At 71.2% G+C, this 21,687-nt stretch carries 20 protein-coding genes; 7 read left to right on the forward strand and 13 right to left on the reverse strand.

All coding sequences use genetic code 11. From position 1 onward, the window contains the following. Window positions 1-157 precede the first annotated feature (157 nt). Window positions 158-1,831: an amidohydrolase family protein gene (locus SNOUR_RS19035; RefSeq protein WP_376738528.1), complete on the forward strand. Its 1,674-nt coding sequence runs from the start codon at window positions 158-160 to the stop codon at window positions 1,829-1,831. Window positions 1,832-2,314: 483 nt separating this feature from the next. Here the strand turns inward: SNOUR_RS19035 and SNOUR_RS19040 are convergent, their stop codons facing one another. After that, complete coding sequence (locus SNOUR_RS19040; protein ID WP_312632755.1) at window positions 2,315-3,763, reverse strand: MFS transporter; 1,449 nt, start codon at window positions 3,761-3,763, stop codon at window positions 2,315-2,317. A 61-nt stretch (window positions 3,764-3,824) separates the two neighbouring features. Continuing rightward, the gene (locus SNOUR_RS19045; RefSeq protein ID WP_067348719.1) at window positions 3,825-4,607 is read right to left on the reverse strand and encodes a GntR family transcriptional regulator; all 783 of its coding nucleotides are present in this window, start codon (window positions 4,605-4,607) and stop codon (window positions 3,825-3,827) included. Window positions 4,608-4,875: 268 nt separating this feature from the next. On the opposite strand from SNOUR_RS19045, the gene SNOUR_RS19050 reads away from it, so the two are divergent. From SNOUR_RS19050 to rocD, 3 genes are all read left to right on the forward strand, one after another. Then, complete coding sequence (locus SNOUR_RS19050; RefSeq protein ID WP_067348722.1) at window positions 4,876-5,469, forward strand: Lrp/AsnC family transcriptional regulator; 594 nt, start codon at window positions 4,876-4,878, stop codon at window positions 5,467-5,469. Window positions 5,470-5,666: 197 nt separating this feature from the next. After that, window positions 5,667-6,590 carry a dimethylargininase gene (ddaH, locus tag SNOUR_RS19055; protein WP_067348725.1) on the forward strand — a complete coding sequence of 308 codons (924 nt, stop codon included), beginning with the start codon at window positions 5,667-5,669 and terminating at the stop codon, window positions 6,588-6,590. Next, window positions 6,587-7,810, forward strand: a complete 1,224-nt coding sequence (gene rocD / locus SNOUR_RS19060) for an ornithine--oxo-acid transaminase (protein WP_067348728.1) — start codon at window positions 6,587-6,589, stop codon at window positions 7,808-7,810. The genes ddaH and rocD overlap by 4 nt, the downstream gene beginning before the upstream one ends. Here rocD and SNOUR_RS19065 read toward each other — a convergent pair. Continuing rightward, entirely contained in the window at window positions 7,807-8,031 is a 225-nt protein-coding gene (locus tag SNOUR_RS19065; protein WP_067348730.1) for a DUF397 domain-containing protein, read from the reverse strand. The two genes, rocD and SNOUR_RS19065, sit on opposite strands and share 4 nt — an antisense overlap. Beyond that, window positions 8,024-8,818, reverse strand: coding sequence for a helix-turn-helix domain-containing protein (locus SNOUR_RS19070; RefSeq protein WP_067358496.1), 795 nt, complete (start codon window positions 8,816-8,818; stop codon window positions 8,024-8,026). The genes SNOUR_RS19065 and SNOUR_RS19070 overlap by 8 nt, the downstream gene beginning before the upstream one ends. Before the next feature lie 78 nt (window positions 8,819-8,896). On the opposite strand from SNOUR_RS19070, the gene SNOUR_RS19075 reads away from it, so the two are divergent. After that, window positions 8,897-9,304: a hypothetical protein gene (locus SNOUR_RS19075; protein ID WP_312632757.1), complete on the forward strand. Its 408-nt coding sequence runs from the start codon at window positions 8,897-8,899 to the stop codon at window positions 9,302-9,304. 83 nt (window positions 9,305-9,387) lie between these two features. Here SNOUR_RS19075 and SNOUR_RS19080 read toward each other — a convergent pair whose 3' ends face one another. From SNOUR_RS19080 to SNOUR_RS19100, 7 genes are all read right to left on the reverse strand, one after another. After that, the gene (locus tag SNOUR_RS19080) at window positions 9,388-9,747 is read right to left on the reverse strand and encodes a hypothetical protein (RefSeq protein WP_312632758.1); all 360 of its coding nucleotides are present in this window, start codon (window positions 9,745-9,747) and stop codon (window positions 9,388-9,390) included. 87 nt (window positions 9,748-9,834) lie between these two features. Next, the gene (locus SNOUR_RS49575; RefSeq protein ID WP_446677948.1) at window positions 9,835-10,194 is read right to left on the reverse strand and encodes an LppU/SCO3897 family protein; all 360 of its coding nucleotides are present in this window, start codon (window positions 10,192-10,194) and stop codon (window positions 9,835-9,837) included. Window positions 10,195-10,670: 476 nt separating this feature from the next. After that, window positions 10,671-10,928: a hypothetical protein gene (locus tag SNOUR_RS43130; RefSeq protein WP_079142769.1), complete on the reverse strand. Its 258-nt coding sequence runs from the start codon at window positions 10,926-10,928 to the stop codon at window positions 10,671-10,673. 4 nt (window positions 10,929-10,932) lie between these two features. Further along, a complete protein-coding gene (locus SNOUR_RS19085) occupies window positions 10,933-15,735 on the reverse strand; it encodes a putative T7SS-secreted protein (protein WP_312632760.1) in 4,803 nt (1,600 codons plus the stop codon). After that, window positions 15,732-16,346, reverse strand: a complete 615-nt coding sequence (locus SNOUR_RS19090) for a hypothetical protein (protein WP_067348736.1) — start codon at window positions 16,344-16,346, stop codon at window positions 15,732-15,734. The genes SNOUR_RS19085 and SNOUR_RS19090 overlap by 4 nt, the downstream gene beginning before the upstream one ends. A 13-nt stretch (window positions 16,347-16,359) precedes the next feature. Beyond that, window positions 16,360-16,788 carry an SseB family protein gene (locus SNOUR_RS19095; protein ID WP_067348737.1) on the reverse strand — a complete coding sequence of 143 codons (429 nt, stop codon included), beginning with the start codon at window positions 16,786-16,788 and terminating at the stop codon, window positions 16,360-16,362. Window positions 16,789-16,911: 123 nt separating this feature from the next. Further along, window positions 16,912-17,538, reverse strand: coding sequence for a TetR/AcrR family transcriptional regulator (locus SNOUR_RS19100; RefSeq protein ID WP_067348740.1), 627 nt, complete (start codon window positions 17,536-17,538; stop codon window positions 16,912-16,914). A gap of 175 nt (window positions 17,539-17,713) precedes the next feature. Here SNOUR_RS19100 and SNOUR_RS19105 point away from each other — a divergent pair, with 175 nt between their 5' ends. After that, the gene (locus SNOUR_RS19105) at window positions 17,714-18,175 is read left to right on the forward strand and encodes a nuclear transport factor 2 family protein (RefSeq protein ID WP_067348741.1); all 462 of its coding nucleotides are present in this window, start codon (window positions 17,714-17,716) and stop codon (window positions 18,173-18,175) included. Window positions 18,176-18,180: 5 nt separating this feature from the next. Here SNOUR_RS19105 and pdxR read toward each other — a convergent pair whose 3' ends face one another. After that, the gene (gene pdxR / locus SNOUR_RS19110) at window positions 18,181-19,812 is read right to left on the reverse strand and encodes a MocR-like pyridoxine biosynthesis transcription factor PdxR (protein ID WP_079142770.1); all 1,632 of its coding nucleotides are present in this window, start codon (window positions 19,810-19,812) and stop codon (window positions 18,181-18,183) included. Here pdxR and SNOUR_RS19115 point away from each other — a divergent pair. Continuing rightward, window positions 19,811-20,929, forward strand: coding sequence for a methyltransferase domain-containing protein (locus SNOUR_RS19115; RefSeq protein WP_067348746.1), 1,119 nt, complete (start codon window positions 19,811-19,813; stop codon window positions 20,927-20,929). The two genes, pdxR and SNOUR_RS19115, sit on opposite strands and share 2 nt — an antisense overlap. Here SNOUR_RS19115 and SNOUR_RS19120 read toward each other — a convergent pair. After that, entirely contained in the window at window positions 20,824-21,645 is an 822-nt protein-coding gene (locus SNOUR_RS19120; RefSeq protein ID WP_067348749.1) for a helix-turn-helix transcriptional regulator, read from the reverse strand. The genes SNOUR_RS19115 and SNOUR_RS19120 overlap by 106 nt on opposite strands. Window positions 21,646-21,687: the final 42 nt, after the last annotated feature.

The following is a 21,687-nucleotide window of genomic DNA, read 5'->3' on the forward strand; positions in this document are numbered from 1 at the left end:
GGGTTGCGCCACTCCTCCCCGACCTCGCCGAATCCCGTATGTCGAAAGCCTTGTTCCGCTTTATGGCCCGACCCTGGGGTCGGGCCACCCATCGCGGCCGACCCGATCACGGGCCCGGCCGCGCCTACGTACGCGGCGACGGAAGCAGGCGAGCGGGTTGGCGAACGAGCAGCGGGGCCGGGAGCCCCAGGAGGCCGGGGCTCCCGGCGGGTGTCCGGACGCGGAACGGCCGGCGCCCCGGCGGCCGCACGCGGAACGGCCGGATGGCCAACGGCCTGACGGCGAACGGCCGGACGGGATACGGAGCGCAGCGGCCCACGACGGGGAGTCCGGCGCGATATCCGGCGCGGCATCCGACGCGGCGCCCGAAGGGTCCGTCCCCCGCGGCGGCCTCGGTCGGCGCGGCTTCCTCGCCGGGGTGGCCGGGCTGACCGGCGTCGGCGCCGGCGGTCTGCTCGGCGGACCGGGCGCCGGCACCGCCTCCGCGCAGTCCCGGGACGCCCACCCCGCCCTCCGCCCCGACCACTTCGCCGGTCCCCGACAACTCCTCGTCCCGGATGTGGTGCTGCTGCCGGACGGCCCGGTGCGCGACCACGCCGTCCTCGTCGAGCACGGCACCTTCCGCGAGGTCGGCCCGGCGGCCCGGCTCCTCGCCGCGCACCACACCGGCCCCGCCCCGATCCGCCTGCCCGGCCACCTCCTGATGCCCGGCTTCGTCGACGCCCACCACCACCTGACCCAGAGCTTCGGCAAGGCCCAGTCGTTCGGCCAGCCGTCGGAGATCTTCAAGACCGTCTGGGAGCCGCTGGAACACGCCCTGGACGAGGAGAGCGCCTATCTGTCGGCGAAGCTGGCCGCGCTGGAGGCGCTGCGCGGCGGCTTCACCACCGTCGCCGACGCCGGAACCCGGGCGCCGGTCGACGTGGCCGCGATCGCCAAGGGCACCGAGGAGGCCGGCATCCGGTGCGTCCTGGGAAAGATCGTCTCCGCCGGGACCGGCGGCCCGGCCCACCTGGCGCGCTGGCACGGCCATCCGCTGGTCCACCCCTCCCTGGCCATCGCCGTCCCCGAGGACGCCACCGGCCCGGTCATCAAACGGACCGCCGACCTCTGCGCCGAGGCCGGGGCGGTGCTCCAGATCCACGTCAACGAGCACCTGGCCTCCGTGGAGCGCTCGTTGAAGAGCGTCGGCCGCCGCCCGGTGGACTATCTGCACCACCTCGGCGCCCTCGGCCCGCACACCCTGGGCGCGCACGCCACCCTCCTGACGCCCACGGAGATGCGGCAGCTGGCCGACACCGGCGCGGCGATCAGCTACAACCCGGTGGCCAGCGCCTGGAAGGGCAACGCCGTCGCGCACGCCACCATGCTGGCCGCGCTGGGCATCCGCTTCGGCATCGGTACGGACGGCACCCGCGGCGACGGCTTCCGGCTGGTCGACGCGGCCGAGACGGCCCAGCGGCTGGCCTACGGGCTGGCCTCGGGCGACTCGGTGTGCGGCGCCGGGCACCTGTGGCTGGCGCACGCCACCGCGGGCGGCGCCGACGCCCTCGGGCTGGGCCGCGTCACGGGCCGGATCGCCGCCGGCCAGGCCGCCGACTACCTCCTCGTGGACCTCGCCGTCCCCGAACTCACCCCCTCCTACGACCTGCGCTGGGAACTCGTCCGGCTGGCCGGCCGCGACCAGATCCGCGCCGTGGTGGTCGGCGGCCGGCTCCGCATCTGGGAGGGCTGGCCGCCCGACTGGGACGCCCGCGCGCTGATCGCCCGCGCCGCGACGGTGGGGCCGGAGGTGGTCGCGCGGGCCAGGATCCAGCGGGTGGGGCCGTAGGCCCCTTCGGGCCGGTGTCCCCACGTTGTCGGCTGTCCCGCCGTGTTGGGTTTCCGCCCTTGGCGGAGGGGTTGTTGGGGCGGGGCCGCCGATGCTGCTGGTACCCGTGGTGGGTGCCGGGTGCGGGGCCTCCGGGGTGGGTGGTTCGGACTGCTTCGCTTCACGTCCGAACCACCCACCCCTCCGGCCCCGCACCCTCCCCGCCGTCGTCGTCCGCGGCGGCCCCCGCCCCTTGCGGGGAAAGAGGAGGTCAGGGGTGCTCACCCTCAACCCGCACTTCTGGCTTCGGGGCCACCACGACGGCCCTGCATTCGCCGCCCCCCACCGGGCGGGGGCCGCCGGCATACGGGAGGGGGCCTGCGGGGCGGGCCGGAGGGGGTGGTTGTCGGACGTAAGCGCAGCAGTCCGACAACCACCCCCGTAGGCCCGCCCCACAGGCCCCCGAAACCCACCACAAGCAACAGGCGAAACGGCGCCCCCGCCCTAACCCCCACACCCCCCGTCGCCCACCGGCCGAACGGCCCCCCGCATCCAGCGGAAGATCACCACACCCACCGCCCCCACCCCCACCGCCAACACCAACGTCGCCACCTGCAACCCGTCCGTGAACGCACCGACCACCGCCGGACGCAGCCCCTCACCCCGGCCCGGCAGGTCCCCGAGCGCGGCCTGTGCCGCCGCGACCGTCGTCGGCGCCCCGGGCCCCGCCAGCGGCGCCGGCAGCCGGGCGGTGAACACCGCCGTGGTCAGCGTCCCGGTCACCGCGATCCCCAGCGCGCTCCCCAACTCCCGGGTCAGGCTCTGCAGTCCGGAGCCGACCCCGGCGGCCTCCGGCGGCAGCGCGGACATCATCGCGTGCGAGAGCAGCGGGGTCGCGATGCCGCAGCCCAGCGCGGTCAGCCCGGCCCCGGCGGCGTAGAGCGCGTACGGCGTACCGGCATCGGCGGCCGACACCGTGGCCAGCCCGCCGGCCAGCACGAGCATCCCGGCGGCGACCGTGCCGCGCCGCCCGCACCGGCGCTCCAGCACCAGTCCGCACCGGGGCCCCGCCAGCAGCGCCGCCGCCATCGGCAACAGCCGCACACCCGCGCCGAACGGCCCGTACCCCTTCGCGTACTGGAGGTACTGGCCGTTGAGGTAGAACAGCCCGAACATGCCCAGAAACAGCACCGCCATCCCGACCGCCCCGGCCCGGACGGCGGGGCGGGCGAACACCCTGGGGTCCAACAGGGGCCGTGCGGAGCGCAGTTCGCACCGGACCCAGCCCGTCAGCAGCAGCCCGGCCACCCCGAACGACCCGAGCACCCACGGGCCGAGCCACCCCTCCCCCGGCCCGCTCACGATCCCGTTGAGCAGCGCCAGGAACCCACCGGTGAACAGGACCGCGGCCAGCGGCGCGACCGGTCCCGGATGCCGCGCCGCCACCGGCGCGACCACCGCCACCAGCACCGACGCGCCCACCGCCACCGGCACCACGCACACGAACAGCGCCCGCCAGCTCCCGTACTGGATCGCCGCGCCCCCGCCCACATTGCCCAGTACCGCGGCGAGCCCCGTCATGGCCGCCCAGACCGCGATCGCCCGGCGGCGCGGCCCGTCCGGCAGTCCGTCCACCAGCAGCGCGAGGGTGTTCGGCAGCACCGCCGCGGCCCCCACCCCGCTGATCATCCGCCCCGCGATCAGCACCCCGACGTGCGGCGCCACCGCGCACACCGCCGAGCCGAGGACGAACACCGCCATCCCGCACAGCAGCGTGCCCTTGCGCCCGCGCCGGTCGGCCAGCGCCCCGGCCGGCACCAGCAGACAGGCGAACACCACCACATAGCCGTCCACCACCCACACCACCGCCGCCGCGGACGGGTGCAACGGCCCGGCGGACAGATCCGGGATGGCCAGATTGACCGCCGAGACCATGCCGACGACCAGCGTCACGCACAGGCACATCGCGCACGTCACCGGTGCCCGCGCGGGCACCCGACCCGACCGCACCGGCTCACCCCTCCCGGACCCGGTCCAGCCGCGCCCGCAGCGTCAGCCGGTCCCCGCGCAGATGGATGAACTCCAGGTCGGCCGGCCGCCCGTCCGCCAGCCGCGTCAGCCGGTCCACGGCCAGCACCGCGCCGCCCGCCGTCATCCCCAGCACCGCGCAGGTCGCCGGGTCCGCGACCACCGCCCGCACGGCCACCTCCGCCGAGCCCAGCGGCCGCCCGGCCGCGCGCTCGATCAGCTCGAAGACGTCCCGGTTCTCCAGCCGCTCCGTCCCCAACGCCAGCAGTGGCTCGCCCACTTCGGGGATGAGGTACGTGCAGTCGAGGGACAGCGGCATCCCGTCCACCCGCCGCAGCCGCTCCAGATAGACCGCCCGGCTCCCCTCCGGCAGCTCCAGTCGGCGCGCCACCGACCCCGGTGCCCGCACGATCCGCGCCGCCCGGACCTCGTTCACCACCGTCCCGTGCCGCTGCAACACCTCGGCCAGCCCGGACAGCTCCCCCAGCGGATGCTCGTAGGTCCGGCCGACGACCACCGTCCCCACCCCGCGCCGCCGCTCCACCAGCCCCTCGTCGCGCAGCAGCCCCAGCGCCTCCCGGACCGTGTTGCGCGAGGTCCCGAACTCCGCGACCAGCGACCGCTCGTCGGGCAGCACGCCCCCGGGGAACGCGCCCCGCACCACCTGCCCGCGCAGCACATGCGCCACCCGCCGCGCCCGGTCCGCCCGCGTCGGCCCGTCGCCGACCGCGCCACCGCGGTGGCCGTCCCCGCCGTCGTCCGCGTCCATGCCCGCCCTCCTCACGCCCCGCCGCGCCGCCTCCGTTGCGCCCCGACGAGCGAACGCCGGGCCCCCGACGCTAAGCAAGCCCCGTTACGGCGGAGTTACGCCACCATCATTGACCTGCACGGATGCCTGACCTGGGGATTCATCGGGGCGCCCGGGCGCTGCGCCACCACCCGCCGGTCCCGGTTACCGTGACTGCACTCCCACGCCCCGGGGACGGGTAACGCCCCGGCCCGGGGTCGCGAGGAGGAGAGGAAGAAAGGGCCGCCCCATGAGCACCAAGTCCGCGCCGTTCGACGAGCTGGACCGCAAGATCGTCGCCGCGCTGATCGAGAACGGCCGCGCCAGCTTCGCCGAGATCGGCTCGGCCATCGGCCTGTCCCCCACCGCCGTCAAACGCCGCGTGGACCGCCTCCGCGAGACCAACGTCATCACCGGCTTCTCCGCCACCGTCCGCCCCGCCGCCCTGGGGTGGCTCACCGAGGCGTACGTGGAGGTCTACTGCGACGGCGCCGCCCCGCCCCGGCGGCTGGCCGAGGTCGTCCGCAACCACCCGGAGATCGCCGCCGCGATGACCGTCACCGGCGGCGCCGACGCCCTGCTGCACGTCCGCGCCACCGACGTCGAGCACTTCGAGGAGGTCCTCGAACGGATCCGTACCGAGCCGTTCATCCGGAAGACGATCAGCTACATGGTGCTCTCGCACCTCCTCCCGGACAGCCCCGAGGCCGGCGCCCGCCGCCCTTCCGACGACCGTTCCGCCGCCCGCCCCGACGACCGGGCGGCCCACCAGGCCGCCGGCCGGGTCGGCGACGGCGCTCGGGTCCATCCTCAGCCGCTCCGACGCGCAGCAAACCAACGGTAGCCAGCCGCCACAAGCAGCATTCCTGCGTAACTGCGCAGCATTCATTTCTTGTGGCCGGAATCCGCCGCTTCGTACCGTGTATTGCCCCCGGTGACGACCCATAACGGACCGTGCGGACCCACGGAGCGTGCGGACCGTCGTGCCTTCCGGCGGGCAGTGGATACGGACCCCAGGAAGCGGAGGCCCTTTCTGTGCCCATGACCCACCCCGGCGGCGCGCTCACCCGGGCGCCCCGGACCCCGCGCGCCCGGCGCTATCTGCTCTGCCGACCCACCCACTTCGCCGTCGAGTACGCCATCAACCCCTGGATGCGCGAGGACGCCGACGTCGATACCGCACTCGCCCTGCGGCAGTGGGAGAACCTGGTCCGCGCCTACCGCGACCACGGCCACACCGTCGAGACCGTCCGACCGGCCCCCGGCCTGCCCGACATGGTCTTCGCCGCCAACTCCGCCGTCGTCGTGGGCGGTCGCGCCTTCGGCTCGCTCTTCCACGCCCCGCAGCGCCGGCCCGAGTCCCATGAGTACGAGCTCTGGTTCAAGGGCGCCGGCTACGACCTCCACCGGCCCGAGTCGCCCTGCGAGGGCGAGGGCGACCTCGTCCCCGTCGGCCGCTACCTCCTCGCCGGCACCGGCTTCCGCACCACCCGCGACGCACACGCCGAGGTCCAGGAGTTCTTCGGCCGCCCGGTGATCAGCCTCCAGCTGACCGACCCGTACTTCTACCACCTGGACACCGCCCTCTTCGTCCTCGACGACGGCCTCACCGCCGACGGCCTCATCGCCGACGGAAGCGGCACCGACGGAAGCGGCGCCGGCGGCAACGGGGCCGGCGGCGCCGGCGGGGCAGCCGTCGCCTACTACCCCGAAGCCTTCTCCCCCGGCAGCCGCGAAGTGCTCCGCCAGCTCTTCCCGGACGCCGTCCTGGCCACCCGCGACGACGCCCTGGCCTTCGGCCTCAACTCGGTCTCCGACGGCCGCCACGTCTTCGTCGCCCCCCGGGCCACGCACCTCATCGACCAACTCACCGCCCGCGGATATGTCCCCGTCCCCGTCGACCTCTCCGAGTTCCACAAGGCCGGCGGCGGCATCAAGTGCTGCACCCAGGAGCTTCGCCCATGACGACTGCGCCCACCGACACCCGCCGCTCCTCCGCCTCCCTCATCGAGGCCGAGGCCCCGGTCCTGGCCCACAACTACCACCCCCTCCCCGTGGTCATCTCCCGCGCCGAGGGCGTCTGGGTCGAAGACGTCGAGGGCCGCCGCTACCTCGACATGCTGGCCGGCTACTCGGCGCTCAATTTCGGCCACCGCCACCCGGCCCTCATCGAGGCCGCCCACCGCCAGCTGGACGCCCTCACCCTCACCTCCCGCGCCTTCCACCACGACCGCCTCGGGCAGTTCGCCGGCGCGCTGGCCGAGCTCACCGGCCTGGACATGGTCCTCCCCATGAACACCGGCGCCGAGGCCGTCGAGAGCGGCATCAAGCTCGCCCGCAAATGGGCCTACGAGGTCAAGGGCGTCCCCGCCGACCAGGCCACCATCGTCGTCGCCGGCGGCAACTTCCACGGCCGCACCACGACCATCATCAGCTTCTCCGACGACGAGGAGGCCCGCGCCAACTTCGGCCCCTACACCCCGGGCTTCCGCACCGTCCCCTACAACGACCTGGCCGCCCTCGAAGCCGCCATCGACGACACCACCGCCGCCGTGCTGATCGAGCCCATCCAGGGTGAGGCCGGCGTCATCATCCCCGACGACGGCTACCTCGCCGGCGTCCGCGCCGCGACCAGCCGCGCGAACTGCCTCTTCATCGCCGACGAAATCCAGTCCGGCCTCGGCCGCACCGGCACCACCCTCGCCGTCGAACACGAGCACGTCGTCCCCGACGTCATCCTCCTCGGCAAGGCCCTGGGCGGCGGCATCGTCCCCGTCTCCGCCGTCGTCGCCCGCCGCGAGGTCATGTCCGTCCTCGGCCCGGGCCAACACGGCTCCACCTTCGGCGGCAACCCGCTCGCCGCCGCCGTCGGCACGGCCGTCGTCGACCTCCTCACCACCGGCGAGTTCCAATCCCACGCCGCCGACCTGGGCAAGGTCCTGCACTCCGCCCTCACCGACCTCCTCGGCAAGGGCGTCACCGCGTTCCGCTCCCGCGGTCTGTGGGCCGGCGTCGACATCGACCCCGCCCTGGGCACCGGCCGCACCATCAGCGAACGCCTCATGTCCGAGGGCGTGTTGGTCAAGGACACCCACGGCTCCACCATCCGCCTGGCCCCGCCCCTGACCATCACCGAGCGCGAACTGACCATGGCCCTGGCGGCATTGGGACGCGTACTGACCTAACCCTCGTCGAGCGCCCCACCCTTGACGGCATCCACAAACGCACTCCAAGCCCCCGCCGGGACCACGATCACCGGCCCGCGCGGGGCCTTGGAGTCCCGGACGGGTATGCCGTGGGGGTAGCCGTCCACGACCTCCATGCATTCGGCCCCTTCGCCGTCGCTGTACGACGACTTGCGCCAGCCGCTCAGTGCGGCAGCATTCGCGATGACGCGCTCAGTCATGGTGCCCGTACTCCTTTGCTGTTGCCCTCATCAGGGCCAGGGACTGCTGTCGCGGCAGTGCATCGCCCAGCACGAGAGCGTAGGCGCTCTGGAGCCGCTGAACCACGGCTGGGGAATCGTGAAGGTGGCTACTGGACACGCCCTCGGTATATCCCGCCGGTGGTTGGTCCTCGAACCACATCAGCTTCAACAGCCCCTGCATGAGCGGTTGCGGACCCGCGCTGTTCGGCAACACATGCACCCGCACTCGCCCGCTCTCGGACAAGCGGATCACGTGCCTGATCTGCTCCGCCATGACCGCCGAGCTGCCAATCTGATGGCGCAACACCCCCTCGCTCAGCAATGCGCACGCTACCGGCATCACGGGGTTGTCGAGGATCTTCGCTCGCTCCAGCCGTGTGCGAACGAGTTTGTCGCACTCCTCCGCACTCCACGGGGGGACCGTGGCGCCCATCACCGCACGCGCGTATCCGTCGGTCTGAAGGAGTCCGGGCATCAGCGTTGTCGCGAAGTCCCAGATCATGGTCGCCTGTTGTTCGAGCGCCAGGGCGTCCGCAAACCGGTCAGCGACCGCCGGCTCGCCCCCTGGCCGGAAACTGCTGAGCATGTTCCCCGTGTTGAGCGCCCCGTCCAGTCGCCGCGCGTCCTCCTTGGACGGGATGCGCCGCCCTGCCTCAATGTGCGCGATATGCGAACGCGTCATGATCGCCACGTCCGCCAACTGCTGCTGCGTAAGGCCCGCCAACTCCCGTTGCTGCTTGAGCCAGTCTCCGTACGTATTGCCCATGTGCACGCACCACCCCTCGTGACGAAGCCGAAGACACACCCTCCGTACTTCCGAGGCTACTTGCCGTCACTGACACTCGTGGCTGTACGCACGAAGGACCCCACGACGGAGGCAAATCCGACCATGCCCTACGACCCCGACAACGCCCAGCAACCCGGCTCACCCCTCCGCCTACTGCCATGGGAAACATGGGACGGGAGGCCCTGCTACCTGGCCGCCTCCGGCTCCGGCAACGGCTACCTCACCCGCAAAGCGGACCGCATGGAGGACCAACAAATGCGCAACGCCGCCGTCGCCTACACCGACGCCGAAACAACCCTCCACAACGCCGCCGCCGGCCCCCTCCTCCTCCGCCTCATGCTCATGCGCACCACCGCCGCCCTCGGCAACACCCTCCGCATCGCCGACAGCCGCCTCGGCCGCCTGCCCGCGGCCTCAGGCCACGACCCGGACGACGAGGGCCCAGCCCTCCCTACATCTCACTGAACAAGGCGAGCGGCGCCAACATCGCGGAGATCACCCTCAACGCATCACGGCGCCGCCGGCTCACCCTTCGCCTCACTCCCGCCTCACGGCCACCGCACCATCGCCATGCAGGCAACAAACAACACCACAACCGCCAACGGAGCCGTCAGCGCAAGCAACGCCCGCTGCCCAGCCTTCCGCCGCTCCCACGGCAACCCCCAAGCCGCCACAAGCAACCCCGCCGGCCCCAAAAACCCAACCTTCAACACCATCAAGGCAGTCGAGATACTCGCATCAAACCCATGCGCCTTCTCGCCACTGCACGAATCGCAAGCCATCGCCGAGAACCCCAGCACAGCCAGCGCAAAGAACCCCGCCACCACCGTGACCACACTCGAAACCAACGGCCCCACCCACGCCCGCGAGTCCCGCTCTTCCCCCAGCGGCAACAACATCTCCTCCATACCCACCAGCCAACCCACACCCCCACCCGCGCGCATGAGTAGCCATACTCAGAACACCCAAGCACCCCAGGCAGCGCCAGGCGACAGCTAATTCCCAGCAGGGACCAGACACAGTCGCAGCGTCACCAGGCTCCCTCGGGTCTTCTCATATTCACTGAAGCCCTCGGGACACCTGTCGCCAGCGGGCCTCCGGATCGCAACCTTGTACTCCGCCTCACTGCTGGAGCATTCGACGACCTTGAGCACCACATCATCGCCCGACCCTGACTTCTCCACACAGTCACCAACACGCGCCGAATCGGCAAACTTGGTGCTAGGCGAATGGCTCCCACTGCTCAGAAACCAGAAGGCAACTGCGAGAACGACGAACACAAGGAGAGCAATTATGCGCGCCCTTTTGGTGTTAGTAGGACGACTGCCCGGCGGCAACACACCCGGCGTTGCCATACCCCCCTGCTGAGCCTGCACCTGCCCGTACGCCTGCGGCGTCGGCTGGTACGGAGCCCCGTAGGGAGCCTGCGCCGGCGCTCCATAAGCCCCTTGGCCGGGCTGACCGTACGGGCCTTGATGGGGTTGGGGTGGGCCATAGGGCCCAGCGCCGGGCTGCCCATAGGGCTGAGGGCCGCTCGGGGGCGGCACATGCGTAGACAAGAAACCTCCTAGCCCTCACTCCTGGTTGAAAATGCTGCGCCTAGCTGACTTCCCGACAGACGCTGATCGAGCATCTCAAATCAGGAAAAATGCGAGATCGCTCAGCAACAGCCCAGAAGGGAAAACACCTTTCGGGCCCTTTCCAGCACCCTTGCCACCCCTCAAGAGAGTTATTAGCGTGACCTGATCCACGTCCACTCAAGCGCGCGTTACGACCTTGAGCGAAGGAAACGATGCGGCTCACGGCCACAACTTTTAGCTAACATCCAATACTATTGAGAACCTTCGGACCGAAGGCGCCTCGCGATTTCAATGTCACTTTCCAAAGCACTCAACCGAGGAGGGTTTCTGGAGCCATCCAGCACCACCACGTGAATGCATTCGCCAACTTCAGGCGGCTCGGCATCACACCACCAGGATGGATGTTTGGTCTGGTCGATGAAACCTTGAATACCGTCGATATCCACAACCACCCCGACTACGGTCGCGGCCGTCACCACGGCGTCAAACTCGCAATTATCACTCAGCATTACCTCACCCTTCCTCCCCGAACGGAACCCAAGTCCTTTCGATAGTTAGCTCATTGAACCTACCCAGCTTATCTACCGGAATCACAAACTCAATCCTCGGCGACCCGTTCGGCCCCTTCCGGTCATACCTTTCCGCATGGCCCCCAAATTCCTTCAGGAAGTCTTCACGATGCATATCGTAGCGCACCATTCCGTTCGCATAATGCCTGCCGGCTGGGTTGATGTATTCAGCGGCCACGCTTCGTTCTCCAAAATATATAGTCCCTTCGGACAGATAGCCTCCGCCTAGATCAACTCCGGGTTGATGATTGGCGGGATTGGGGCCATGGAGTCGCTCATATGCGGCATCCGCAGCTTTGGGCGTTCGATAGACAGGGAAAGGTCTTCCGCAACCCTCGGGCGCCAATCCCAGCTGATCAAACCAAGTGTGGGGATTATGGACATATGAAACAGGATTGGACGCGGGAGCGAGACCCAGGGGATCTACAGAAGCATATCGCCCGCTTTCGGGGGCATAGTAACGGTGACAGTTATAGTGAAGACCACTTTCGGGATCGAAGTATTGACCTGGGAAACGGAGTGGCGTATAGGCAATGCTGCTACGAGTCCAAGCGGTGGCACCCCAAACGGTGTTTTGGGTCCGCCAAGCTGAGGTCCCGACTTCGTCCACGAGGTCGGTAGGCGTGCCCACAAGGTCCGTGACAATGGCGAAGAAACGCTGATCGATATCTTGCTGAGGAGCTTGGGCCAGCGACTTCCGCTCAGTCTGCGCAATGGGTCGCAGGCCGTCGTGATCCCAGGTGAGGGTGATCGGGTAGGGCGAACGAGGGGACGTTGTGGTCTCTTCGGCGACAGTGGTGCCGTCCCAGGCGAAGTCGATCTGTTCAGCAATGGTTACGCTATCGCAGGTGAGGCGTTGTTTAGCTACGCGGCGAGCCAAAGGATCGTAGAGGTACCGCCAAGTAGTGCCGTCGGGCGTAGTGACCGACGTCAAGCGGTCTTCTGAATTCCAGGCGTAGCGCCAAGTATCTGGCTTGCGGGATACGCGGCTCTTCTGCCGAAGAGTTACTCGTCCCAGGACATCATGTTCGTAACGAATACGCCCCGCCCGTGTAATGCGGGTGCCCTCGTATGTGCGGGTGCCTCGGGCTGAAGGGTTGGGGTGGCGGTCCGGCCATGTGGCGTTGGTTTGGTTGCCCGCCGCGTCGTACGCGTACGTCTCCGTCCAGTCCGTGGCGTGGACTGCCGTGACACGGCCCGCACGGTCGAGGTCGAAGGTGCGGCGGCCCGTGTGGGAGTCGTCGATGGCGGTGAGGTGGCCGTCGGCGCGGTAGGTGTAGGCGCGTTGGAGGACCTGGTGGAGCTCGGTCTGGGCGGTGCCGGTGGGGTCGGTGGCGGCGGCTGACAACGACTGGCCGGTCAGGCGGCCGGTGGGGTCCCAGGTGTGGGTGAGGTGGAGGGTGCCGCCGATGGTACGGGTGAGTTCCTGGCCGGCGGCGTCGTACTCGAAGGAGAGCGGGTGGCCGGCGATGTCCATGCCGGTGCGGTTGCCGGCGGCGTCGTAGGTGTAGGTGGTGTGGTGGCCGGTGGGGGTGGTGCGGGAGGTGCGGCGGCCCAGGATGTCGTAGGTGAACGTCATGGTGCGGCCGTTGACCGTTTCGGTCAGTACGCGGCCCAGGGCGTCGCGGGTGTAGGTGACGGTGGCGTCGGGGTTGGTCGCCTGGTGGAGGTGGCCGGCGGGGTCGTGGGAGTAGGTCGTGACCAACCCTGCGGCGTTCTTCTCAGTGATCCGGCCGAGGGCGTCGCGGGCGTAGGTGGTCACCTCGCCCAACCCATTGGTCCGCGAGGCCAGTTGGCCCGCCGCGTCGTGGACGTAGGACAGGACGCGGTCGTCGAAGTCGGATTCGGATATCAGGCGGCCGGCGCCGTCGTAGGTGTAGTTCCAGGTGAGGCCCTGGGGGTTGGTGACCTGGGTGAGGCGGAGTTCGGTGTCGTGGGCGAACTCGTAGCGGACGCCGTCCGGGTCGGTGCGGGCGGCGAGCAGGTCGAAGTGGGTGTAGGAGAAGTGGGTCGTCTGGCCGGCGGCGTCGGTGTGGGTGAGGCGGTTGCCTTCGCCGTCGTAGGTCCACTCCTCCCGTGCGCCGGTGGGGTCGGTGCGGGCGGCGAGTTTGCCTTCGACGGTCCACTGGAGGTGGGTGGTTGCGCCGAGGGGGTCCGTTACGGACGTGGTGCGGCCGAAGGCGTCGCGGTGGTAGTGGGTGGTGTGGCCGAGGGGGTCGGTGACGGCGAGGGGGAGGCCGGCTGCGTCGCAGGTGATGCGGGTGGTGTGGCCGAGGGCGTCGGTGACGGAGGCGAGGTTGCCGCGGGCGTCGTGGGTGTAGGTGGTGGTGGCACCGGCGGGGTCGGTGGTGGCGACGCGGTGGCCACGGGCGTCGTAGGTGTGGGTCCAGGTGGTGCCGTCCGGGCCGGTGACGGTGCGGGGGTTGCCGTGGGAGTCGTACTCGGTGGTCGACGTGGTGCCGTCGGGGAGGGTGACCGCCACCGGGCGGCCCTCGTCGTCATAGGTGAAGCGGGTGGTGCGGCCGAGGGCGTCGGTGGTGGTGAGGATGCGGTGCTTGGTGTCGCGGGTGGTGCGGGTGGTGGCGCCGGTCGGGTCGGTGGTCGCGACGATCTGGTGGTGGTCGTTGACCTGGTAAGTGGTCAGCTGGTCCTGGGAGTTGAAGAAGCGGTTGGTGCGCAGGCCGGTGTCCGGTGCCGGGTCGCCCCAGATGTAGCGGGCACGGAGGTGGCCGGCGATACCGCCCTGTGAGGTGCAGCGGTCCGCCTCGTCGTAGGCGTAGGTGTAGCTGCTGCCGTTGGTGTCGGTCCAGGAGGTGATGCGGCCGGCGTCGTCGTAGGTGAAGCGGAGGGGGCGGTCGGAGGCGGGCTTGGTGACGGTGGTGAGGTGGCCGAAGGCGTCGTAGCCGTAGGTGGCCAGGAGTTGGTCGCTGCCGTCGGGGGCGGCGCCGGCGAGGTGGAGGGCGGTGATGCGGGCGCCCTCGGTGGTCCCGTCGGCGGTCCCGTGGGCGATCTCCTCGGTGGTCAGCAGCAGGCGGTAGCCGGCGCTGTGGGTGATCGCGGTGGGGGTGCCGTCCTCGGTGTAGTCGAAGGTCTGGTGGTTGCCGTGGCGGTCGGAGATCTCGTCGAGGAGGGCGAGGTTCTCGGTGTGGGCGGTGAAGTAGCGGCGGATGCCGGTGGCCGGGTCGACGAGGAAGTAGTCGCCGTCCGGGGTACGGGACAGGGGCGCGCCGTCGCCTTCGAGGGGGAGGGTCGGAACGCCCACGGCCGGGTGCGGGTAGAGGAGGAAGTTGCCCTCCTCGCCGATGAGGATGATGCCCTCGGCGTCGATCTCCAGGCGCTGGTCGAGGGTGCTCATCCACGTCCGGCCGAACCAGCGGCCGGTGCGGTAGGACGACTCGAAGGTGCGGGTGAAGGAGAGGGGGAGGCTACCGGGCAGGCTGATGTCCGTCTGCGGCAGGATCATGCGGCCGGTGGCCATGTCGATGGGGTCGCTGCCGAACGTCTTGCACCAGCCCGTACGCAGGCGGTCGCGGATCGTTCGCTTGCCGCCCTCCTTGGCGGCGTTCCGGGCGGCGCCCTCTAGGGCGTCCTTCGCGCCCGCCTTCACCGCCCCCTTGGCCAACCCCCCGGCCCCCTTGCCGCCGACCATGTTGCCGAGCAGCGTCCCGTACGCCTCCACCGGGTCGCTGCCCCAGCCGGAGCCGAGCATGCCCTTGGCCATCTCGACGGGGTGCGTGGCCGCCTGGCCCAGGCCGAGGAGGGTGGTGGAGACGTTCGAGGCGTACTGGAAGGGGTGGGCGACGTTGTAGGGGTCGAGGGGATTGACCGTGCGCGCGAGGTTCAGGGTCTCGATGCCGGCCTTCGCGATGCCGCCGGCCAGGTGCATGTGCTCGATGGCGAACGCCTTGGCCCCGTCCTTCAGGCCCGCGCTCGCCAGGTCGGTGAACTGCGGCTTGTCGGGGGCGTGCGCCAGGGCGCTCCGGATGGCGCTGCGGGCCCGCTCGGCGGCCTCGTCGCGCTGGCTGCGGGCGTTCTTGACCATGTCCTGCGCGGCATCCCGGCCCTCGGTGCCCGGGTCCACGAAGTCGCCGGGCGGGGTCGGCTGCGGGCCGGGGTCCTCGCCGCGCTGGACGGCGGCGTTGTAGCTGTTTCCCTGCGCCACATACGTGTCGACCTTCGACTTCCAGGCGTGCAGGGCGTTTTCGCGGTCCTGCTGTGCCCGGCGGTACTTCTCGATCGCCTCGGACGCCTTGCCCTGTGCCCAGGAGATCGTCTCCGCGTACGCCTTCAGCGCCTGGTATGCGTCCTCGCAGGCGTCGGCGGCGTGCATCCACTGCTTGGGGTGCATCTCGAACGCCTCGCGGAAGGCGTCCGCGGCCTGCCCGCTCCAGCCTCGGCCGGACCCCAGCTTGCGCATGCCGTCGGCGACGCGGTTGAACGCCGCCGCGAAGTCCTTCAGATGGGAGACGGTCTCGTTGAGCTTCTCGACGTCCCCGTGGACGAGTTGCTTGGGGTCCTCGGTCTCGCCCAGCTGTCGCTCGTCGACGTGGGCGCCCAGCGCGCCGGCGAGCTCGTCCCCGCCCGAGCGGACCTTCGCCGCGGCCCCGTCCGCGCCGATCGCCTCCAGGCCGTCGCCCAGCTTGTCGGCACCGAACTCGACGACCTCACCGGCGCCGCGCTCCACGGCGTCCGTGAGCTCGCCCACCCCCTCGGCGACCTTGTTGACGCCGTCCCCCAGCCAGTTCACTTGTCGCTACCCCCGTGGTTCCGCCCCGGTTCCTCCAGCTTTGACGTGGTCTCCGATGGGTCCTTGCCGCCGTTCATCAGGCGGTCGGGAATCGAGGTGACGTCGTGTCCGAACTGCTGCGCGGCGTCGCTCGTCCGCTGGAACGACTTCTGCGAGGCCGCCGAATCCGGGTTCCAGTCGAAGTCCGTGTTCGCGTCGATGGCGTCGTCCTTGAGCTTGCTCCAGGACGTGTGGTGCAGTTGCTCCGCCGTCTTGGTCGGGTCGCCGAACGCGGCGTTCGCGCCCTGCTTGAGGATGTCGGAGGCGTATTGCTCCTGCTCGTAATAGAGACCGGCGGTGATACCCAGTTTCTTGGAGAAGCTGTTGGCGTCCTGCATCAGGTGGTGGACGCCCCAGCCCCAGCGGTCGCAGAACGAGGAGAAGACCGACGCCAGGCCGTCGTCGCCGCACTCCATGGCGTCGAGAGACAACTTGTCGAAACCGCGGCCGAGTTGGGCCTCGATATCGAAACCCAGCTCCTTCAGTTCGCTCGTCGCGGCTTTTATGCCCTTGGTGAGCTGTTCGAAAGCCTCGGGGTCGGCGCTGTAACCGCTTCCTTCGATAAGCCCCATGGACGTTCTCCCCCTAGACGTTCGTGGTGCCCGACGTGCCGGCTGATGAGGCCGTGGATATGTCTTCGCTCGCGTCCACGGCGACGCGATCCGGCACGATTCCGGATACCGGTGGGAAAAGCATGCCCTGCACGCTGCCGGCATCCAGGGCCACACCCACCGGCCCCTCGATGGCGGGAATCACCACGTCGAGGACCCTGGCGCCGACCACGGTGACGTACTGCCGGTCCGCCCCCAGTTCGCTCTCGCGGGTCGCCGCAAAACGGGACAGGGCATCCTCGTCGCTGAATGCGTAGAGCCAGCGGATACCGTCCAACTCGGCGGAGATAAAGCTGTCGTTGACGACCGGAAGCATCACGGCCGCGCGCCGGAATTCACCGATCAGCGCGGCCGGATTCGGCCGCCCTTCATGGAACGCCGCTACCTCTTCCGCCAACGGCATGGCGAGCCCCTCCCCCGTTGCGGTTCAACTCGTCAACTCATCTGCTGGGTCAACTTTGGCATACGGCACTGACAACGCCGCCGAGCGATCTCCGAATAAACCGGCCGGGAGTTCTTTTTATTTTCAAATATTGGGGGTGGTCGTGGTCGCGTCGATGAGCGCCGCCGCCGCCGTGCGGGCGGTGTGGGCGGTGTGGGCTGAGGCCGGTTCGCCGGATATGGCGGCTGCGGTGATCGCGCCGTCGATCAGGAGCGCCAACTGTGCAGCGAGGGTGGCCGGGTCGGGGTGGCCCAAGGGACGGGCGAGGTCCGCGAGGTAGGCGCGCAGGGCCTGTTTGTGGTCGCGGGTGACGCGGGCGACGCCCTCCGAGGTGGCACCGAGCTCGCCGTAGGCGTTGATGAACGCGCAGCCGCGGAAGTCCTGGGCGGCGAACCAGCCGCCGAGCCAGTCGAAGACGGCGAGGAGGCGGTCCGCCGGAGCCACGGCGGCGCCACCCGCCGCCGCGTCCACGTAGGCGGCCAGGTCGGCCCGCCAGCGCGCGTCGCGGCGGCGGAGGTACGCCTCGACGAGGTCGTGCTTGGCGGGAAAGGTGCCGTAGAGGCGCTTGAGGGACACGCCGGCGGCGGTGCGGAGCTCGTCCATGCCGACGGCCTGGATGCCGCGCTCGTAGAAGAGCCTCTCCGCGGCGTCGAGGATCCGCGTCCGTACCTCGTCGTGGACGCCTTCGGGGGCGCTGCCATGGGCCGTCACAGGGGCCGCCTTCCGTGGAGAACGATCGTTCTCTAGACTAGCCGAGCGGGTGGAGAACGAGCGTTCTCCACCTGGTCGCCGCTCGCGCTCACACTCGCGCTCGCACCGCGTTGGCGCCCGCGTTGGCGCCCGCGTTGGCGCCCGCGCTCGTATCCGCACAGACAGGAGTCACGCCATGACCGCACCCCGGCCCCCCTTCCCCCCGTTCGACGAGGAGAGTGCGCGGCAGAAGGTCCAGGCCGCCGAGGACGCCTGGAACACCCGTGATCCCGAGCGGGTGGCCCTCGCGTACACCGAGGACTCGGTGTGGCGGAACCGGGACGCCTTCCTCGCCGGGCGCACCGAGATCGTCGCGTTCCTTCGCCGGAAGTGGGAGCGGGAGCGGGACTACGCGCTCCGCAAGGAGCTCTGGTCGTATGCGGGGAACCGGATCGCGGTGCGGTTCCAGTACGAGAGCCGGGACGCCGGCGGCCAGTGGTGGCGGAGTCACGGCAATGAGCTGTGGGAGTTCGACGCGTCGGGGCTGATGGGGCGGCGGGAGGCCGGGATCCACGACGTCCGGATCGAGAAGGCGGAGCGGCGGATCTTCGGGTCGCGGCCGGAGGCGGAACGCGGGCTGCCGATTCCGTTCCGCTGAGGGCTTCATGGCCCGCCCCGGCCGCCGCTCTCGTCCCGGCCGTCCCGGCCGCTGTTGCCACCCCCTCCGCCCCGGCCGCCGACGGCCCGGGTCACCTCCCCCAGGACGGCGACGCCCTCCGCCAACTCCCCCGGTGTGCGCGCCGCGTAGCCGAGGACCAGGCCCGGCCGGCCGTAGGGGCGCTGGCTGTGCCAGGACAGCGGATGGACCTTGACGCCTCGGGCGAGGGCGGCGGCTGCCAGTTCGGTGTCGGGCGGGGCGTCGGGCGGGAAGGTGATCGTCAGGTGCAGGCCGGCCGCGGCGCCGTGTACGGCCGCGGCCGGGAGGTGGCGGCGGACGGCGGCGATCACGGCGTCCCGACGCGCCCGGTGGCGGCGTCGCAACTGCCGGATCAGACGCTCCAGTTCACCGGACTCCATCAACCGGGCCAGTACCAGCTGCGGCAGCGCGGCGTTGCCGAGGTCGGCGAACCGCTTGGCGTCCACCAGCGCCTCCTGGTAGCGGGGCGGGGCCAGCAGCCAGCCGACCCGCAGGGCGGGAGCCAGCAGTTTGGAGACGCTGCCCGCGTAGCAGACGTGGTCGGCGAGGAGGGAGCGCAGGGCGGGGGCCGGCGGGCGGTCGTAGCGGTGTTCGGCGTCGTAGTCGTCCTCGACGATCAGGCCGCCGGTGTCGCTCGCCCAGCGGAGCAGGTCGCGGCGGCGGGCCCCGCCCAGCACCACGCCGGTCGGGAACTGGTGGGCCGGGGTCAGCAGGGCGGCCCGCGCGCCGGTCGCCCGCAGCGCATCGACCCGGACGCCGTCCTCGTCCACCGGGACCGGCGGGGTCGCCGCGCCCCAGTACTGGAGGTGCTGGCGGGCGCCGAGCGAACCGGGGTCCTCCACGGCGATGGCGTCGATGCCGTCGCGGAGCAGCACCTGGGTGATCAGGCCGAGTGCCTGTGCCGTACCGGAGACGATCAGGACGTCGGCGGGGTCGGCCCGGATGCCGCGGTTGCGGGCCAGCCAGTGGACGACCGCCCGGCGCAGTTCGGGGGTGCCCCGGGGGTCGCCGTAGCCGAGGGCAGCCGACGGGAGCCCGGCGAGCACCGCGCGTTCGGCGCGCAGCCAGGCGGCGCGGGGGAACGAGGCCAGGTCCGGCAGGCCGGGCGTGAGGTCGATCCGTGCGGGGGCCGCGCGCAGGGCGTCGAAGACGTCGCTGCGGGGTGGGGCGTCGAAGGCGGCGGGGCCCGGCCCCGGCGCGTCCCGGTCCGGCATCGCCCCCGCGCCCGCGCCCGACGACGGCCCCGCGCCGGCCGCCACGGGTGCCGCGACCACCACCGTGCCGCCGCGGCCCCGCCCGGCCACCTGGCCGTCCTCGCGCAGCCGTTGGTACGCCTCGGTGACCAGGCCGCGGGAGACCCGCAGGTCGGCGGCGAGCACCCGGGTCGCGGGCAGCCTGCTCCCGACCGGCAGCCGGCCGTCCGCGATCGCCCGCCGCAGCTCACCGGCCAGCCAGTCCGCCCGGCCGCCCGCCGGCGCTGCCGCGATCCTCAGCTGGAGGAAATCGGAACCGGTGGCGGACCCCGACGTTATGGACCCTTCGATCAGACGCTCTTTGGACCTGTCCACCGGACCATTATCCGGCGACGGTTGCTCCATGAACGCGCCGGACCAGCCCCAACGCCCCGACGGATCAACGGACTTCCCTGCCACCTCGGCCCCGGGCACGCCACCGCCCCCGTACTCGCACTCGTCACCGTCCCCGTCCTCGTCCCTGCACCCGTCCCCCTCCCCGTCCCCGCGCCCGTCCCGACTCCTCTCCCCCGCCTACGTCCACGGCTACTCGGACCGGGAGGCGCGTCGCCTCGGCGACCAGGCCGACACCCTGGCGCAGTTGCTCCACGCCGGGACCTCCTACCCGGCCGGGAGCACCGTCCTGGAGGTCGGCTGCGGGGTCGGCGCGCAGACCCTGCACCTGGTCAACGGCAGTCCGGGTGCCCGCATCGCCGCCCTCGACCGCTCCGCGGCCTCCCTCGACCAGGCCCGCGCCCAACTTGCCGCGCAGGCCCCGCACGCGGCGGCCAACGTCACCTGGCACCGCGCCGACCTGCATCGACTCCCCTTCTCCGACGCCTCCTTCGACCACGTCTTCCTCTGCTTCGTCCTGGAGCACCTCCCCGACCCCGTCCGCGCGCTGACCGGGCTGCGCCGCGTACTGCGCCCCGGCGGCACCCTCACCGTCATCGAGGGCGACCACGGCTCGGTGCTCTTCCACCCGGACAGCCCGGCCGCCCGTCGGGTGATCGACCACCAGGTCCGCCTGCAGGCGGAGGCCGGCGGAAACGCCCTGGTCGGGCGGCAGTTGCACCCCCTCCTCACCGGTGCCGGTTTCTCGGACGTCGCCGTCCGGCCCCGTACCGTCTACGCGGACGCGAGCCGGCCCGGCCTCGTCTCCGGCTTCACCCGCCGCACCTTCATCGCCATGATCGAATCCGTCCGGGACGAGGCTCTCGCCGCCGGGCTGGCCGCGCCCGCCGACTGGGACCGCGGCATCACCGACCTACGGCGCTCCGCGGAGCCCGGTGGCAGCTTCCACTACACGTTCTTCAAGGCCGTGGCCGTGCGGCCCGCCGACGGCCCGGCGGACGGGGACGGTCGGGGTCGGTCGGGTCAGCACTCCCGCAGCGCGGGCAGCTTCTCCCGCGTCGGCTCGTCGTGCGGCATGCACACGAACAGCTTGACCCCGGGCGCCTCCAACGCCGCCAGCTTCACATAGTCGAAGGTCAGCTCCCCGACCCGCGGATGGCGGAACTCCCGCCGGGTGCTTCCGAAGTCCGCGAGGTGGTGCGCCTGCCACCACCGGGTGAACTCCTGGCTGCACGCGGAGAGTTCCCGGATCAGCCGTTCGGCCCGCGGATCGCCGAACCGCTCGCCGGCGTCCGCCCGGAACTGGGCGACGAGGTCCCGCGCCTGCCCCTCCCAGTCGACCAGGAGCGTCCGCATCGCCGGGTCGGTGAACACCACCCGGAGCAGGTTCCGCTCGTCGGGCGCCAACCGGCCGGGATCGCCGATCAGCCCGGCCTCGGCGCGGTTCCAGGCCACCAGGTCCCAGTTGGCGTCGAGCAGGTAGGCCGGGTGCGGGTCCAGTGCGTCCACCAGCCGCTGGAGGGCCGGCCCGGGGCCGGAGCGGCCCGGCTGCTCCGGGGGCAGCTCGCCGGCCAGTGCGTACAGATGGCGCTGCTCGACCGGGCCGAGCATCAGGGCCCGCGCCAGGCTGGCCAGGACCTGCCGGCTGACGCCGATGTCCCGGGCCTGTTCCAGCCAGGTGTACCAGGTGACGCTGACGCCGGACAGCTGGGCGACCTCTTCGCGCCGCAGCCCGGGGGTCCGCCGCCGGGGCCCGGCCAGGATGCCCGCCTCCCGCGGGGTGATCCGCTCCCGGCGCGCGCGCAGGAACTCCGCCAGGGCGCGCCGCCGGTCCTCGTCGGCCATGGCCCTCCCCCAGGGCGGCGGCGCCCGGCCGGTGACAGGTGT

This window comes from Streptomyces noursei ATCC 11455, assembly GCF_001704275.1.
GTDB lineage: Bacteria > Actinomycetota > Actinomycetes > Streptomycetales > Streptomycetaceae > Streptomyces > Streptomyces noursei.